This window comes from Klebsiella sp. TF21-TM (assembly GCF_019753495.1).
GTDB classification, from domain to species: Bacteria; Pseudomonadota; Gammaproteobacteria; order Enterobacterales; family Enterobacteriaceae; genus Klebsiella; species Klebsiella quasipneumoniae.
The window spans coordinates 18,970-33,642 of the sequence record NZ_JAIJYL010000027.1 but is presented as its reverse complement, the minus strand read 5'-3'; the positions used below and the strand labels follow the sequence as shown (position 1 = coordinate 33,642).

Sequence of the window (14,673 nt, the reverse complement as noted above, 5' to 3'; positions counted from 1 at the left end):
ATCGAGGCCACTATGAATACCTTATCGACTCTCTTCCCCGCCGCCTTTCCGGCGTTAGCCCTGTCCCACTTTGTCGCTCTGCTCAGCCCGGGCCCCGATTTTTTTCTGCTGGTCGGTTACGCTGTACGCTACCGGATCCGCGGCAGCCTCGGACTGTGTCTCGGTATCGCCGCCGGGAATGCGTTGTATATTGTCCTGGCCATCGTTGGCTGGGGGCTTCTGCGCCAGGCGCCGCTGCTGTTTTTGCTCATCGAGCTGTTGGGCGCGGGCTACTTACTGTGGATTGGCAGCCTGCTGATTCGCAGCCGTCCCGCGGCGCTGGCGGTGGAGAGCGTTCGCGCATCGCGTCCGGGGTTCGGCAAGCAGCTGCTGCTGGGGCTGGGGTCATCGCTGCTCAACCCGAAGAACGCGCTGTTTTATCTGGCGCTGATGACCTCCCTGCTGGGGCCGGCGGTTACCTTGCTGCAGCAAACGGTAAGTGGCCTGTGGATGGTCAGCGTGGTGTTCTTCTGGGATTTACTGCTGGTGAGCGCGATTGCGCTGCCGCAGGTGCAGCACCGCCTGAGCGCCATCGTCTGGCGGGTCGAGCGGGCGGCGGGGGCGATCCTGATGATGTTCGGTCTGTGGATTATCTGGCGATTTTTGCACGACCTCGCCGTCAGGTTATATGCTTAAGTTTATGGAAAAACTCGCTGAACTGAAACGCGCCAAACTGCTGGCGCTGTCGCTGCTGCTGATCGCCGCCGCGCTATTTATCACCACCCTGCTGCTGCCGCCGACGCCATGGGTCAGCGCGCTGAAGGCCATTTCCGAAGCGGCGATGGTCGGGGCGCTGGCCGACTGGTTTGCGGTGGTGGCCCTGTTTCGTCGTATTCCGCTGCCCTTTGTCGCCCGCCATACCGCGATTATCCCGCGCAACAAAGATCGCATCGCCGACAACCTCGGCCGCTTTGTGGAAGAGAAGTTCCTCGATACCCCGTCGCTGGTGGCGCTGATCCGCCGCTATCAACCAGCTCTGATGCTCGGCAACTGGTTCAGCCAGCCGGAGAACGCCCGGCGGGTCGGCCAGCACCTGCTGCAGGTGATGAGCGGTTTTCTCGAACTGACCGATGACGCCCGCATTCAGCGCCTGCTGCGGCGCGCGGTGCATAAGGCGATCGATAAGGTCGACCTGACGCAGACCAGCGCCATGATGCTGGAGGGGCTGACCCGCGACAACCGCCATCAAAAGCTGCTGGATTCGCTGATAAATCAGCTGATCGCCCTGCTGCAGCGCGACAGCTCCCGCGCCTTTATCGCCCGCGGCATCGTGCGCTGGCTGGAGACCGAACACCCGCTGAAGGCCAGGCTATTACCCACCGAGTGGCTCGGCGAGCACAGCGCCGAGATGGTCACCGACGCCGTGAATACCCTGCTGGACGAGGTCACTCACGATCGCACCCACCAGATCCGCCAGACCTTTGACCGCGCGACGCAAAAGCTAATCGATAACCTGAAATCCGACCCGGAACTGGCGCAGAAGGCCGATAACATCAAAGCCTGGCTGAAAAATGATGAGACCTTCAACCGCTATCTTGGCGAAGTGTGGGGCGACCTGCGCGGTTGGGTAAAAAACGATATCAGCAGCGACGACTCGCGTATCAAGCAGCGCATCGCCGAGGCTGGCCAGTGGTTCGGTGAAACCTTACTCCGCGACGACGCGCTGCGCGAATCGCTTAACGAACACCTGGAGCAGGCGGCGCACCGGGTGGCCCCGGAGTTCGCCGCCTTCCTCACTCGGCATATCAGCGACACGGTGAAGAGCTGGGACGCCCGCGATATGTCGCGGCAGATCGAGCTTAATATCGGTAAAGATCTGCAGTTCATCCGCATCAACGGCACCCTGGTCGGGGGAACCATCGGCCTGTTGTTGTGGCTGCTCTCGCAGATCCCGTCGCTGCTGCATCTGCATATTGGTTAGCAATGATACTATCTGAACAATCGCGCTGAAAAATATTCCACAGGGAGGGCGAGATGATGCACCGGATGACCCGCTGGCTAACCCGGCACGCCGCCGCGCTGTTCTTCCCGGCGGCGCTCATTCTGTATGATTTTTCCGCCTATCTCACCACCGACCTGATCCAGCCGGGGATCCTGCACGTGGTGCGGGATTTCAACGCCGATGTGGCGCTGGCTCCAGCCTCGGTGAGCCTGTACATGGCCGGCGGCATGGCGCTGCAGTGGCTGCTGGGGCCGCTCTCTGACCGGATCGGACGGCGTCCGGTACTGCTCACCGGCGCGCTGATTTTCACCCTCGCCTGCCTGGCGACACTGTTCACCACCTCCATGACCCAGTTCCTGATCGCCCGCTTCGTGCAGGGCACCAGCATCTGCTTTATCGCCACCGTCGGCTACGTCACCGTACAGGAAGCCTTTGAGGAAAAAAGGTCGATCAGGCTGATGGCGGTGATCACCTCCGTCGTGCTGGTGGCGCCGATCGTCGGCCCGCTCTCCGGCGCGGCGCTGATGCATTTTATCCACTGGAAAGCGCTGTTCGGCATTATCGCCGCCATGGGGCTGGTGGCCTGGCTGGGGCTGCTGTTGACCATGCCGGAGACGGTGCGCCGCGGCGATGTGCCGTTCAGCCCCCTGGGCGTGCTGCGCGATTTTCGCAACGTCTTTCGCAACCGCATCTTTTTGCTCGGCGCCGCCACGCTGTCGCTGAGCTATATTCCGCTGATGAGCTGGGTGGCGGTATCGCCGGTGATTTTAATGGACGCCGGCGGGCTGACCACCAGCGAGTTCGCCTGGAGCCAGGTGCCGGTCTTCAGCGCCGTCATCATTGCCAACCTGTCGGTGGCGCGCTGGGTAAAAGATCCCACCCGTCCGCGCTTTGTGCTGAGCGCGGTGCCGGTACAGATGCTCGGCCTGGCCATCCTGATCGTGGGAAATCTGGCCTGGCCGCACGTCTGGCTGTGGTCGGTGCTCGGCACCTGCTTCTACGCCTTCGGCATCGGGCTGATTTTCCCGACGCTGTTCCGCTTTACCCTCTTTTCCAACGACCTGCCGAAAGGCACGGTCTCCGCCTCGCTGAATATCGTGATCCTCAGCGTCAGCGCCTTATCGATTGAAGGCGCGCGCTGGCTGTGGTTCCATGGCGGGAGACTGCCCTTCCACCTGTTGGCGGTGGTCGCGGGGCTCGCCGCCGCCTGCTGCCTCGCCGGACTGTTACGCCACCAGCGCCAGTGTGCACAAGCGGTCATTGAAGCCCGGCAGTCGTGACCCCTTTTACGGAGAAAGCCCTATCATGAGTGAGATTGAACTCAGCCCGGCGCAGCGCGACCTGCTGCGCGACAGGCTCAGCAAGTACTGCGAAGAGACGTTTAACCTCGAACTGGAGCAGTTTGACGCTGAATTTTTTGTCGACTTTATCGCCCAGGAGCTGGGGCCGCTGTTCTACAACGCCGGTATCGAAGAGGCTATCCGCACCCACCTGGCATGGAGCGAGCGGATCCAGGAAGAGATGGATTTAAAGAAGGTCTATTAACGCCGCGCGCAGACGCAGGAGATCAATAAAAGCATACAAACAACAGGGTTATAATGGCGACTCTTTCAGCATCTCCCATGTACGGGGAAGGAAAACCATGTCGCTTATCACCGATCTACCCGCCATTTTTGACCAGTTCTCGGAAGCTCGCCAGAAGGGCTTTCTCACCGTCATGGATCTTAAAGAGCAGAACGTGCCGCTGGTGGGCACCTACTGCACCTTTATGCCTCAGGAGATCGCCATGGCGGCGGGGGCCGTGGTGGTCTCGCTGTGCTCCACCTCCGATGAAACCATCGAGGAAGCGGAAAAAGATCTGCCGCGCAACCTCTGTACGTTAATCAAAAGCAGCTACGGCTTCGGCAAAACCGATAAATGCCCCTACTTCTATTTCTCTGACCTGGTGGTTGGGGAAACCACCTGCGACGGTAAAAAGAAAATGTACGAGTACATGGCCGAGTTCAAGGCGGTCCACGTGATGCAGTTGCCGAACAGCGCCAGCGACGCGGCCTCCCGCGCCCTGTGGAAAGCGGAGATCCTGCGCCTGCAGCAGGTGATTGAGGCGCAGTTTGGCGCGCCGATTAGCGAGGCGGCGCTGCGCGAGGCCATCGTGCTGAAAAACCGCGAACGCCGGGCGCTGGCCCACTTTTATCGTCTCGGGCAGCTCAATCCGCCGGCGCTCAGCGGCGGCGACATCCTGAAAGTGGTGTATGGCGCCACCTTCCGCTTCGACAAAACCGCGCTGATTGACGAGCTCAACGCCATGGCGGAGCGCATCCGTCAGGAGTGGCGGCAGGGTAAACGACTGGCCTCACGCCCGCGCATTCTGATCACCGGCTGCCCGATCGGCGGCGCGGCGGAGAAAGTGGTTCGCGCCATCGAAGAAAACGGCGGCTGGGTGGTGGGCTATGAAAACTGCACCGGCGCGAAGGCTACCGAGCGCTGCGTGGCGGAAGAGGGCGACGTCTACGACGCCTTAACCGATAAATATCTCGCCATCGGCTGCTCCTGTATTTCCCCTAACGATCAGCGCCTGCAGCTGCTGAGCCAGATGGTGGAGGAGTACCAGGCCGACGGGGTAATCGACGTCATCCTGCAGGCCTGCCATACCTATGCCGTGGAATCGCTGGCCATTAAACGCCATCTGCGCCAGCAGCACGACCTTCCTTATATGGCGATTGAAACCGACTATTCGACAGCGGACCTCGGCCAGCTCAGCACCCGCGTCGCCGCCTTTATCGAAATGCTGTAAGGAGCAGGCGTGATCTACACGGTTGGTATTGATTCCGGCTCCACCGCCACGAAAGGCATCCTGCTGGCGGACGGGGTGATTACGCGTCGTTTCCTCTGCCCGACCCCCTTTCGCCCCGCCGACGCCATCCATGAGGCCTGGGAGACGCTGCGCGCTGGCCTCGCGGAAACGCCCTTTTTAACCCTCACCGGCTATGGCCGCCAGCTGGTGGATTTTGCCGATAAACAGGTGACGGAGATTTCCTGTCATGGCCTCGGCGCCCGCCTGCTGGCGCCGGACACCCGCACGGTGATTGATATCGGCGGCCAGGACAGCAAGGTTATCCTGCTGGATGCCGGGGGCAACCTCAGCGACTTTCTGTTGAATGACAAATGCGCCGCCGGTACCGGCCGTTTTCTGGAGGTCATTTCACGAACCCTCGGCGCCAGCGTCGAACAGCTGGACGTCATTACCGACGGCGTGGAACCGCACGCCATCACCAGCATGTGTACGGTATTCGCCGAATCGGAAGTCATCAGCCTGCGGTCGGCCGGGGTCGCGCCGGAGGCGATTCTGGCGGGGGTGATTAACGCCATGGCCCGGCGCAGCGCGAACTTTATCGGCCGCTTATCGGCGCAGGGACCGCTGCTGTTTACCGGCGGCGTCAGCCACTGCGCCGCCTTTGCCCGCATGCTGGAAAGCCATGTCGGCATGGCGGTGACAACCCATCCCGACGCCCAGTATGCCGGGGCGATCGGCGCGGCGCTGATCGGCCAGCGTCAGCGGAGGCGCGGATGACAACCTTTCTGTTTTTATTTCATTCCACGGTGGGAGTGGTGCGCACGCGCAAAGCCCTGCAGGCGGCGGGAATGATCTTCGAGGTCAAAGATATTCCCCGCCAGCTGCGCAGCGGCTGCGGGCTGTGCATCCTGCTGGAGGGGACGGAAGCCGATGCGCGAAGCTGGATCCTGCCGGAGCTGACGGCGGCGTTGTATCTGCAGGACGGGGAAGCGTGGCGCTGTCTCGCCACCTTCCCATCGGCAGGTTAATCGCTTACCACAAAGCGCGTCGCCGCGAAGCAGTTCAGCAGGCGGTGCATCAGAAAGACCAGGGTCAGCGTCACCACCAGCGAGACCGTCACCGAGGTGATGCGGTACAGATCGCTGAATACCAGATCCTGATAGGGATGCAGATTCTGGCCAAACATAATGCCGATGGTGGTGATGCTGGCGAAGCCCACCCCGGCGCCCACTTTCTCCATCACGTGCAGACGGGCGCTGAAGGCCAGCCCGAGGCCAATCAGCGGCATCATCAGGACCATGTGGTTGCTGAAGTCATAGATAATCAACTGCACCACCAGAATATAGAGACAGGCCAGCACCACCCCCGCCACGCGCCAGATCGAGCTGATCACCGCCCCGCGATAGTGCATCGGGAACAGGATCAGGATCCCGGCCATCAGCGCTGACAGCGAGTCGCTGAGATCGCAGATCTGAAACACCACGAAGATGATCGTCGCCACCGTGCCGGAGAGCAGCGACTCGTGGCGGATGCGGGCGGCGTCTTTTTCAAGGCGCGGCGGCGGCTTGCGCGGCTCGACGTCCGGGATCAGGTAATGCAGCAGCGCGCTTAGCGCCACCGCCAGCACGCACGCTTCCATGTTGGAGAACATCAGGGTGTGCCAGTTACTGGTCGGGTAGCTCATAAAGTTGAGCATCGTGCTCTGACACACCACCCCCATCGACCCCAGCAGAAACAGCGGCCCCTGGCTCATAAAGCGAAAACGCATCACGTACAGGGCGAACACCACCAGCGTCATGATCACCGGCCACTGCGACAGATAGCCAACGATCAATACCATTTCGACGCAGTTCACCGCCGCGCTGAATACAAACTGGCGGGCGACATGGCGGTTGAACACCGGCACCAGCGACATCAGCATCAGCGGATAAACCACAAAAAATACGCCGTACTGCACGTCGTAGAAGGTGGAGATGCTGAGGGCAATGGTCCCGGCCACGGCGATACGCACCGTCTGGCGAAAATCATTCGCCGTGTAGACGATATTGCCGTGCGGGGTAAAGACGTGCGCCAGGGTATTAATAGACATAGTGCAACCAGCTCACCAGATGGATCTGCAGGCCGGCGAAGGTGCGGGCGAAAGGTCCCTCGCTATTGTACAGCTGCACCGTGGCGCGGGCGCCGGTCGGCAGCGGTTTCTCCAGCGGCTGATCCAGCGCGACGTGAATGCGCATTCGCTGGGCGTCGCGCACCCAGCGGGTGGACTGTTCCGGCTGCGACAGCTGACCGTTAACCGCCTCCTGCCCCGCCAGAATCCCGGCATCGCTGCTGGTGACGTGCGCCGGGAAGACTTCCCCCGGCAGGGCGTCAAAGACCACCGCCGCATCGGTGTTTACCGCGGTGTGGCGCAGGCTCTTCTCACGGAAGTCAGCGACGATATCGGTATTGTTGTTGACCAGCGCCAGCACGGCCGTCGCCGCGGTGGTGTAGATCCCCGGGTTAAGCTGCAGGTTGCTGACCATGCCGTCAGTTTCCGCACGCACTTTGGTCCAGGCCAGGTTCAGCTGCGCCTCCTCCAGCGCGTTGCGGTATTTCTGCAGGGTGACGTTGCGCTTATCGTCGCGCTCGCCGCGCTGGATCAGCAGGTTCCGGATCTGCGCGTTCAGCGCCGAGACCGACTGCTCGCTGGTCTGCCAGGTGGTCCGCACCTTGTCGAGATCGGACTGCGAGACGTTCTGCATGGTGCTCAGGCGCTGATAGCGATCGAGCGTGACCTTATCGTTACGGGCGGTGTACTGCGCTGTGCGCAGGTTGGCGCGGGCGGCGGCGATTTGCGCGTCCAGCTGCTGGTTGCTCAGCTTCGCCTGTTCAAGGGCGATCTGTGCCGCTTCAACTTTATTAATGAATGGCGTTGGGTCGAGCTCATACAGCAGGTCACCCTTTTTCACCTGGCTATTGTTATGCACGTAGACGTGCGAGACATAGCCGGAGACCCGCGACGAAACCGGGGTCACCACGCGCATGACGGTGGAGTCCGGCGTCAGCGGGATCCAGATATCGGCAACGATAAACCAGGCGAATATTCCCAGAAAAGCGGCAATACTCACCCGTACCCAGCGGGCAAATTTTTGTTCAGGCGTCATCATAGTGTGTTAGATCTTGTTATCTTCTTCGCGGATAGTCCGCAAACGGCAGGCGATTTGATTTAACGTGGCGCTGAAGGTGGCGAGGTCGGCCTCCGGGATGGTCTGGGTTACGCGCTCCTGATAGGTCTCGATCACGCGGCTCAGTTTTTCCAGAATAGCCCGCCCCTCGGCGGTCAGCGTCAGCAGGCGAATGCGTTTGTCATATGGCGATGTGGAACGCAACAGATAGCCCTGCTTTTCCAGTAATGAGAGGGTGCGCGTCAGCGGCGGCAGTTCAATCCCCTGCACCTCCGCCAGTTCGCTGACCGAGACGTTGTCTCCCAGCTGATGCAACTGCATCAGCACCGTCCAGCTGGACTGGGTGAGTCCCGTATCGGTGATAGCGGAGTCAATAATCGCGCGCCACTGGCGCACCACCATGGCCATCCGCATCCCCAGCGGGCGGCGGGCAAACAGTTCGTCTTCAGTCACAGCTTTTCCTCTCATTGTTGAGAAGAAAATAATACTTATCAGGGTAAGTATCAAGAAACGGAAGGTCGCGTCGCATCAATTGATAAATTTCGTGAATGTTTCCCCGGCGTCGCCAGCGCTTACCGGGGCAAAGAAGAAATGATGTCTGAAAAAAACCGCACTTTTTAATTGATCTGATCCCGACGCAGGCCGATATCTTTCAGCTGTTCGTCGCTCATTTTCTGCAAAGCTCTGCGCGTTTGCTCCTGAAGCCACCATTTTTTGACAAATCGCGCCAGCAGTACGAAACCGATAAATGGCTGTCTTGCCCTGTTCTCGTGAAATTCCATCCTCTACCTCCTCACCTTGCCAGAGGCTTTATCTTCACGGATTTGGGGGTAAGGAATACAGATTCACAAAACACTTTTCTTTAACATACAGATTAGCTAAAACGTACAGCAGACCCCACTTTTTACGGCCATCTGTACTGGTTATTCCATCTGTATGGCGGCAATTAAGGATACACATGACCCGCTATCAACATCTCGCGACGCTGCTGGCCGAACGCATTGAACAGGGCCTGTATCGCCACGGCGAAAAGCTGCCGTCGGTGCGCAGCCTGAGCCAGGAGCACGGCGTCAGCATCAGCACCGTCCAGCAGGCCTATCAGCTGCTTGAGCAGCAGCAGATGATTGTGCCGCAGCCGCGATCGGGCTATTTCGTCGCCCCCCGCAAGGCCCAGCCGCCGGTGCCGCCGATGTCGCGCCCGGTGCAGCGCCCGGTGGAGATCACCCAGTGGGATCAGGTGCTGACCATGCTCGACGCCCGCTACGATAAAACGATCATCCCCTTCGGCGGCGGCTCGCCGGACGTGACGCAGCCAAGCCTGAAGCCCATCTGGCGCGAACTGAGCCGGGCGATCCAGCACAACCTCACTGAGGTGTTGAACTATGACGAACTGGCCGGGCGCCGCGAGCTGCGGGAGCAGATCGCCCGCCTGATGCTCGACGGCGGATCGGTGGTGACTGCCGACGATCTGGTGCTCACCAGCGGTTGCCACAGCGCGCTGTCGCTGGCCCTGCTGTCGGTGTGCCAGCCAGGGGACATCATCGCCGTGGAATCCCCCTGCTACTACGGCACCATGCAGATGCTGCGCGGACTGGGATTAAAGACGATTGAGATCCCCACCGATCCGGAAACCGGGATCAGCATCGAGGCCCTGGAGCTGGCGCTGGATCAGTGGCCGATCAAAGGGGTGATCCTGGTGCCGAACTGCAACAACCCGCTGGGCTTTATCATGCCGGACGCTCGCAAGCGCGCAGTGCTGAACCTGGCCCAGCGCCACGATATCGTTATTTTCGAGGATGATATCTACGGCGAGCTGGCCACCGAGTACCCGCGCCCGCGCACCATTCACTCCTGGGATATCGACGGCCGGGTGATGCTCTGCAGCTCCTTTACCAAAACCATCGCCCCCGGCCTGCGCATCGGCTGGATCGCCCCCGGTCGCTACTACGACAAGCTGCTACAGATGAAGTACGCCGCCAGCAGCACCAACGTCCCCTCCACTCAGCTGGCGGCCTGTAACTTTATTCGCGAAGGCCACTACCACCGTCACGTGCGGCGGATGCGGCAGATCTATCAGCGCAATATGGAGATCTATACCTGCTGGCTACGGGAATTTTTCCCCTGCGGGATCTGCGTCACCCGGCCGAAAGGGGGTTTTATGCTGTGGGTGGAGCTGCCGGAGCAGGTGGATATGGTCTGCGTCGCCAAACAGCTGTGCCGGCTGAAGATCCAGGTCGCGCCGGGCTCGCTGTTTTCCGCGGCGGGCAAGTATCGCAACTGCGTCAGGATCAACTGCGCCCTGCCGCCGACCGAGAAACATAAAGCGGTGATGGTGAAGCTGGGAGAAGCGGTGAAGGTGGCGATGGAGTGAAGTGCAACCTGTTCTCCCCGGTGGCGCTGCGCTTACCGGGGCTACGGATGATCCCGCGTCAGCAAAGCGCTTCACTGGTCAAAAAACACCATCCCCTTATACGGCTGTTCGCGGCAGGCGGCCAGACGCTGGGCGAGGCTGCCGACGTGCAGCTCCAGCTTGTGGCCATCGGGATCGAGGAAATAGTGCGAGGCGCCTTCGCTGCGGTTTAGCTTCCAGACCGCCACGCCGGCAACCTCCAGGCGGGCGGCGAAGCTGGCGAAATCCGCCTCGCTAATGCTAAACGCATAATGGGTGTAGTCGCTCTCTTCCGGCGGGGTGATGCGCCGCTGCGGATCCAGCGACAGGCACAGCCACAGATCGCCGCAGGAGAGATAGGCGCCACTGTCCCAGCGGGCGTGCAGCGTCATGCCCAGCAGCTGCTGATAAAACGCCACGCTCGGCGCCAGCTGGCTGACCGCCAGGGTCAGGTGATTCAGTCCGCTCAGCATGTCTGTTCCTCCAGTGAATTCACAATGAACTGGCGCAGCCATTGATGCGCCGGGTCGCGGTGCCAGCGTTCGTGCCATAGCATCAGCATCTCAAAGCCGGCGACCGCCAGCGGCGGCTCGACGACTGCCAGCCCGCTCTGCCCGCGCACCAGCCGCTCCGGCAGGACCGCCACCAGATCGCTATTGCGCAGGGTCTCCAGCATAAACAGGAAATGTGGCACGGAAAGGACAACCCGCCGCGTCAGGCCAAGATTCGCCAGCGCGGTATCGGTCGCCGCGCTGAAGCCGCCTCCGTCCGGGGAGACGATCGCTTGCTCCAGCTGACAGAACGTTTCCAGACTCAGCCCTTGCCGCAGCACCGGATGTCCGGCCCGGCCCGCCAGCACGTAGCGCTCGCGAAACAGCAGGCGCTGATGCAGCCCCGGCGGCGCGCCCTCGCGAGTATGGAAAAAGAGATCCACTTCATCGCTGGACGCCTGCTGCTCCAGCCGCGCCGGCTGGAGTTCGAATACCGCCAGCCGACTGCCGGGAGAGGCCAGGCGTAGCCTGCCCAGCATCGGCATGAGGGTCGCCGAAGCCATATAGTCCGTCGCGGCCACCCGCCAGGTCTCCGCCGCCGCGGCCGGATTAAAAGGCGCCACCGGCGCCACCGCCTGCTCCAGCGCGGCTAACGCAGCGCGCAGCGGCTGGCGAAGCTCATCGGCGCGGGCGGTGGGCTGCATGCCGCGCGGGCCCGGCATCAGCAGCGGGTCGGCAAACATCTCCCGCAGCCTGGCGAGTTGAATACTCACCGACGGCTGCGACAGATTCAGCCGCTGCGCCGCCCGGGTAACGTTATTTTCACTGAGCAGCACGTCGAGCGTGCGCAGCAGATTGAGATCCAGACGATGTAAATTAATCACAACTATACCTGGGATTGAAGTAATTAATTTCTACTATAGCGCCAGCTTTCATACTCTGCAGCTCTTCCCACTTCAGAGGTGATGTTATGAAAGTACTGCTGATTTACGCCCATCCGGAACCGCGCTCCCTCAATGGCGGACTCAAAGATTTCGCCATCCGTCATCTGCTGCAGGCCGGTCATGAAGTCCAGGTCTCCGATCTCTACGCCATGCGCTGGAAGGCCGGGTATGACGCCGACGACAGCGGCGCGCCGCCGGTCGGCGAGTTCTGGCGTCCTACCCTGGACTCCAAACAGGCCTTTGCCCAAGGTACTCAAAGCGCGGATATCTCCGCCGAGCAGGAAAAGCTGCTGTGGGCCGATACGGTGATTTTTCAGTTTCCGCTGTGGTGGTTCTCGATGCCCGCGATCATGAAAGGCTGGATCGACCGGGTGTACGCCTGGGGCTTTGCCTATGGCGTCGGCGAGCATAGCGACCGCCACTGGGGCGATCGCTATGGGGAAGGCACCTTCGTCGGCAAGCGGGCGATGCTGATCGTCACCGCCGGCGGCTGGGCGGAACACTATTCACCGCGCGGGATCAATGGCCCCATCGACGACATTCTGTTCCCCATTCAGCACGGTATGCTGTTCTATCCCGGCTTCGAGGTGCTTCCGCCGCTGGTGTTTTACCGCACGGACAAAACCGATGCCGCGCAGTTCGCCGACCAGTGCGCCACGCTGGCCGAGCGGCTGGACACGCTGTGGCAAACCGAGCCCATTCCATTTCGCCGGCAAAATCATGGCGACTACCTGATCCCATCGCTGACGCTGCGTCCGGAGCTGGCGCCGGGGCAAAGCGGCCTGGCGGTGCACCTGGCAACGAAATAAACCTCAACGCGATAGCCCTTCCGGGTTATCGCTTTCATTAATATGACAATTTGTGAGCCTCCACGCATTAACGGCATCCCGTCGCGCGAAGCCGCCTCTCATATTGATAGCGATCAAAAATAATCATACCGTCTGGTCGGTATGATTCCGGCCATGAACATGGAAGCCCAGCATCGTAAAAAAGATCCCGTCCGTCTCCACCGTCAGCTGCTTGAATCGGCGGCGATGATTGCCGGCCGGGACGGTATCGCCGCCCTGTCGCTGAACGCTGTCGCCCGCGAGGCTGGGGTCAGCAAAGGCGGCCTCCTGCACCATTTTCCCAATAAGCAGGCGCTGATTTTCGCTCTGTTCGCCAGGCTGCTGGCGATTATGGAAAAGGCGATTAGCGAACTGATGGCCGCCGATAACATCGCTTACGGACGCTTTACCCGGGCCTATTTGCACTATCTGTCCAATCCGCAGTTGACGGACACGCACGAAAGCCGTCAGCTGATGGTGCTGTCGCTGGCGATGCCGGACGAACCGGTGCTGCGAAAATGCTGGCGCGACTGGATGCTGGATCATCTGGCGCAAGGCGATGCGCTGGATAACGGCCCAACCGGTACCCTGGTACGCTACGCCGCCGACGGTATCTGGTTATCTGAGCTGACCGAGGGGCGCACCATGAGCAGCGAACATCGCCAGTCGCTGGTGAACGATCTGACCAAAATGACGCTTCCCGCATGAAGCGAATAGAGTGAGGCCGCGATGCGCTACAACATCAATGCCCGTCTCATTTATGATGCAACAGACGGCACGCTAACCCTGCCCGGCAGCGATGAACCAGATAGCCAGCTATCCATCACCGCCAGCGCGCTGCTCTATTTTTTTCTCCGCCATACCGGCGTGGTCAGTCGCGATGAAGTGTTGAAAAAAGTCTGGGACGATAACGGCTTAACGTCTTCCAACAGCAACCTCAACCAGTATCTGAGCATGCTGCGCAAAACCTTCCGCCACTACGATATCGATAACATTATCGTCACCGTGTCGCGCGGCATGCTGCAGCTGAATCAGGATCTCAGCATCGAACTGCTCGACGCCGGGCCGGCGCTGGCCGAAGTCGCTAGCCCTGCCGAGCCGCCTGGCGAACCCGCGGCGTCAGAAAGGGAAACCACACCGCCTGCCGCTTCACCACATGCGCGCGGGATGTGCTGGTATCTGGCCGGCGGCTGCCTGCTGGTCATCGCCCTGCTGCTGATGGCATTCACTTTTGCCGGCACCCACGTCGCCCGGCCAATTAATCTGACGCTGATGAACCACAGCCAGTGCGAACTGCTCGCCAGCGATGAAATGCTGCGTTCGGTCTCGGCGACGGCCTATGGTAAGAATTTTGATGAGGTGCGTCAGCGACTGAAGCTCAGCTGCAAGCCGGGCGAGCGTTTTGTTTTCTTCTATGGCGACCGGCTGGAGACCAACGGCCTGGGCCGGGTGTTTCTCGCCCACTGCGCGATGCACGAAGACAACCCTTTTAGCTATTGCGATAACTACTTTTACTACTCCTGGAAACCGCAATGAGACTCGCGCCCCGCACCTTTTTCGCCCTCTCTGCCCTCGCGTTTATCGCCGCCGCCGGGTTTAGCGCGTGGCGCCTGCTGCCGGATGCCAACGACGGCGTGATGAGCTGCTCCACCAAAGCGATCATGCGTTTTGAAAACATGGAAAAAGAGAATGTGAACGGCAATATCCATTTTAATTTTGCCGCTAATGGCAACGGTTCGATGGTAGTGGAAGGCTATACCGATTCTGCCGCCGGCTGGCTCTACCTGCAGCGTTACGTCAAATTCAGCTACACCAGCCAGCGCATCTCGGCAACCGAGCGTCACTACCGCATCAAGAAATGGGAATCCAGCGCCTCGTCCATCGACGAATCGCCGGATGTCATCTTCGACTATTTCATGCGCGAGATGTCCGACAGCCACGACGGCCTGTTCCTCAATGCGCAAAAGCTTAACGACAAAGCTATCCTGCTGAGCTCAATCAACTCACCGCTCTACATCTGCACGCTGAAGTCCGGCAGCACGCTTAATTAACCCGTCCCCCCTGTACCGCCGCGAGGAAAATG

18 protein-coding genes are annotated in these 14,673 nt (G+C 60.5%); 12 read left to right on the top strand and 6 right to left on the bottom strand.

What is annotated here, in order from left to right:
• Window positions 1–12: 12 nt before the first annotated feature.
• From K5R89_RS21495 to K5R89_RS21465, 7 genes are all read left to right on the top strand, one after another.
• Window positions 13–675, top strand: coding sequence for a LysE family translocator (locus K5R89_RS21495; RefSeq protein ID WP_072421100.1), 663 nt, complete (start codon window positions 13–15; stop codon window positions 673–675).
• Entirely contained in the window at window positions 668–1,960 is a 1,293-nt protein-coding gene (locus tag K5R89_RS21490) for a DUF445 domain-containing protein (RefSeq protein WP_023291837.1), read from the top strand. Before K5R89_RS21495 ends, K5R89_RS21490 begins: the two co-directional genes overlap by 8 nt.
• A 53-nt stretch (window positions 1,961–2,013) precedes the next feature.
• Window positions 2,014–3,261, top strand: coding sequence for a multidrug efflux MFS transporter MdtM (gene mdtM, locus K5R89_RS21485; RefSeq protein ID WP_023291836.1), 1,248 nt, complete (start codon window positions 2,014–2,016; stop codon window positions 3,259–3,261).
• A gap of 25 nt (window positions 3,262–3,286) precedes the next feature.
• Complete coding sequence (locus tag K5R89_RS21480) at window positions 3,287–3,526, top strand: DUF2164 domain-containing protein (protein WP_004204157.1); 240 nt, start codon at window positions 3,287–3,289, stop codon at window positions 3,524–3,526.
• A 97-nt stretch (window positions 3,527–3,623) separates the two neighbouring features.
• Window positions 3,624–4,775 (top strand): double-cubane-cluster-containing anaerobic reductase, encoded by a 1,152-nt coding sequence (locus tag K5R89_RS21475; RefSeq protein WP_217259549.1) that lies wholly within the window; start codon window positions 3,624–3,626, stop codon window positions 4,773–4,775.
• A 9-nt stretch (window positions 4,776–4,784) separates the two neighbouring features.
• Window positions 4,785–5,552 (top strand): putative 2-hydroxyacyl-CoA dehydratase activator YjiL, encoded by a 768-nt coding sequence (gene yjiL, locus K5R89_RS21470; RefSeq protein WP_217259548.1) that lies wholly within the window; start codon window positions 4,785–4,787, stop codon window positions 5,550–5,552.
• Complete coding sequence (locus K5R89_RS21465) at window positions 5,549–5,803, top strand: DUF3343 domain-containing protein (RefSeq protein ID WP_217259547.1); 255 nt, start codon at window positions 5,549–5,551, stop codon at window positions 5,801–5,803. Before yjiL ends, K5R89_RS21465 begins: the two co-directional genes overlap by 4 nt.
• Here K5R89_RS21465 and K5R89_RS21460 read toward each other — a convergent pair.
• The 4 genes from K5R89_RS21460 to K5R89_RS21445 all read right to left on the bottom strand — a co-directional run bounded on the left by K5R89_RS21460 (window position 5,800) and on the right by K5R89_RS21445 (window position 8,721).
• A complete protein-coding gene (locus tag K5R89_RS21460; protein WP_023291832.1) occupies window positions 5,800–6,864 on the bottom strand; it encodes a DUF2955 domain-containing protein in 1,065 nt (354 codons plus the stop codon). The genes K5R89_RS21465 and K5R89_RS21460 overlap by 4 nt on opposite strands.
• Window positions 6,854–7,921, bottom strand: coding sequence for an HlyD family secretion protein (locus K5R89_RS21455; protein WP_087827572.1), 1,068 nt, complete (start codon window positions 7,919–7,921; stop codon window positions 6,854–6,856). Before K5R89_RS21455 ends, K5R89_RS21460 begins: the two co-directional genes overlap by 11 nt.
• A 6-nt stretch (window positions 7,922–7,927) precedes the next feature.
• A complete protein-coding gene (locus K5R89_RS21450; RefSeq protein WP_023291830.1) occupies window positions 7,928–8,392 on the bottom strand; it encodes a MarR family winged helix-turn-helix transcriptional regulator in 465 nt (154 codons plus the stop codon).
• Window positions 8,393–8,556: 164 nt separating this feature from the next.
• Window positions 8,557–8,721 (bottom strand): DUF1127 domain-containing protein, encoded by a 165-nt coding sequence (locus tag K5R89_RS21445; protein WP_004204150.1) that lies wholly within the window; start codon window positions 8,719–8,721, stop codon window positions 8,557–8,559.
• A 176-nt stretch (window positions 8,722–8,897) separates the two neighbouring features.
• Here K5R89_RS21445 and K5R89_RS21440 point away from each other — a divergent pair, with 176 nt between their 5' ends.
• Entirely contained in the window at window positions 8,898–10,310 is a 1,413-nt protein-coding gene (locus K5R89_RS21440; RefSeq protein ID WP_217259546.1) for a PLP-dependent aminotransferase family protein, read from the top strand.
• 71 nt (window positions 10,311–10,381) lie between these two features.
• Here the strand turns inward: K5R89_RS21440 and fosA are convergent, their stop codons facing one another.
• Together fosA and K5R89_RS21430 are read right to left on the bottom strand one after the other, a co-directional pair.
• Window positions 10,382–10,801 (bottom strand): FosA5 family fosfomycin resistance glutathione transferase, encoded by a 420-nt coding sequence (gene fosA, locus K5R89_RS21435; protein ID WP_008807601.1) that lies wholly within the window; start codon window positions 10,799–10,801, stop codon window positions 10,382–10,384.
• Window positions 10,795–11,703 (bottom strand): LysR family transcriptional regulator, encoded by a 909-nt coding sequence (locus K5R89_RS21430; protein ID WP_087827573.1) that lies wholly within the window; start codon window positions 11,701–11,703, stop codon window positions 10,795–10,797. The genes fosA and K5R89_RS21430 overlap by 7 nt, the downstream gene beginning before the upstream one ends.
• 86 nt (window positions 11,704–11,789) lie before the next feature.
• Between K5R89_RS21430 and K5R89_RS21425 the strand changes: the two genes are divergently transcribed.
• The 4 genes from K5R89_RS21425 to K5R89_RS21410 all read left to right on the top strand — a co-directional run bounded on the left by K5R89_RS21425 (window position 11,790) and on the right by K5R89_RS21410 (window position 14,641).
• Window positions 11,790–12,572 (top strand): NAD(P)H-dependent oxidoreductase, encoded by a 783-nt coding sequence (locus K5R89_RS21425; RefSeq protein ID WP_087827574.1) that lies wholly within the window; start codon window positions 11,790–11,792, stop codon window positions 12,570–12,572.
• 141 nt (window positions 12,573–12,713) lie between these two features.
• Window positions 12,714–13,298, top strand: coding sequence for a TetR/AcrR family transcriptional regulator (locus K5R89_RS21420; RefSeq protein ID WP_017899140.1), 585 nt, complete (start codon window positions 12,714–12,716; stop codon window positions 13,296–13,298).
• 21 nt (window positions 13,299–13,319) lie between these two features.
• Entirely contained in the window at window positions 13,320–14,126 is an 807-nt protein-coding gene (locus tag K5R89_RS21415) for a winged helix-turn-helix domain-containing protein (RefSeq protein WP_087827575.1), read from the top strand.
• Complete coding sequence (locus K5R89_RS21410) at window positions 14,123–14,641, top strand: FidL-like protein (RefSeq protein ID WP_004204137.1); 519 nt, start codon at window positions 14,123–14,125, stop codon at window positions 14,639–14,641. The genes K5R89_RS21415 and K5R89_RS21410 overlap by 4 nt, the downstream gene beginning before the upstream one ends.
• The last annotated feature ends 32 nt before the right edge of the window (window positions 14,642–14,673 follow it).

Coding starts and splice junctions, on each gene's coding strand:
- K5R89_RS21460 (WP_023291832.1), bottom strand. CDS start 6,864: ATGTCTATTAATACCCTGGCGCACGTCTTTACCCCGCACGGCAATATC.
- mdtM (WP_023291836.1), top strand. CDS start 2,014: ATGATGCACCGGATGACCCGCTGGCTAACCCGGCACGCCGCCGCGCTG.
- K5R89_RS21445 (WP_004204150.1), bottom strand. CDS start 8,721: ATGGAATTTCACGAGAACAGGGCAAGACAGCCATTTATCGGTTTCGTA.
- K5R89_RS21495 (WP_072421100.1), top strand. CDS start 13: ATGAATACCTTATCGACTCTCTTCCCCGCCGCCTTTCCGGCGTTAGCC.
- K5R89_RS21480 (WP_004204157.1), top strand. CDS start 3,287: ATGAGTGAGATTGAACTCAGCCCGGCGCAGCGCGACCTGCTGCGCGAC.
- K5R89_RS21440 (WP_217259546.1), top strand. CDS start 8,898: ATGACCCGCTATCAACATCTCGCGACGCTGCTGGCCGAACGCATTGAA.
- K5R89_RS21465 (WP_217259547.1), top strand. CDS start 5,549: ATGACAACCTTTCTGTTTTTATTTCATTCCACGGTGGGAGTGGTGCGC.
- K5R89_RS21475 (WP_217259549.1), top strand. CDS start 3,624: ATGTCGCTTATCACCGATCTACCCGCCATTTTTGACCAGTTCTCGGAA.
- K5R89_RS21420 (WP_017899140.1), top strand. CDS start 12,714: ATGATTCCGGCCATGAACATGGAAGCCCAGCATCGTAAAAAAGATCCC.
- K5R89_RS21455 (WP_087827572.1), bottom strand. CDS start 7,921: ATGATGACGCCTGAACAAAAATTTGCCCGCTGGGTACGGGTGAGTATT.
- K5R89_RS21410 (WP_004204137.1), top strand. CDS start 14,123: ATGAGACTCGCGCCCCGCACCTTTTTCGCCCTCTCTGCCCTCGCGTTT.
- K5R89_RS21490 (WP_023291837.1), top strand. CDS start 668: ATGCTTAAGTTTATGGAAAAACTCGCTGAACTGAAACGCGCCAAACTG.
- K5R89_RS21415 (WP_087827575.1), top strand. CDS start 13,320: ATGCGCTACAACATCAATGCCCGTCTCATTTATGATGCAACAGACGGC.
- K5R89_RS21425 (WP_087827574.1), top strand. CDS start 11,790: ATGAAAGTACTGCTGATTTACGCCCATCCGGAACCGCGCTCCCTCAAT.
- fosA (WP_008807601.1), bottom strand. CDS start 10,801: ATGCTGAGCGGACTGAATCACCTGACCCTGGCGGTCAGCCAGCTGGCG.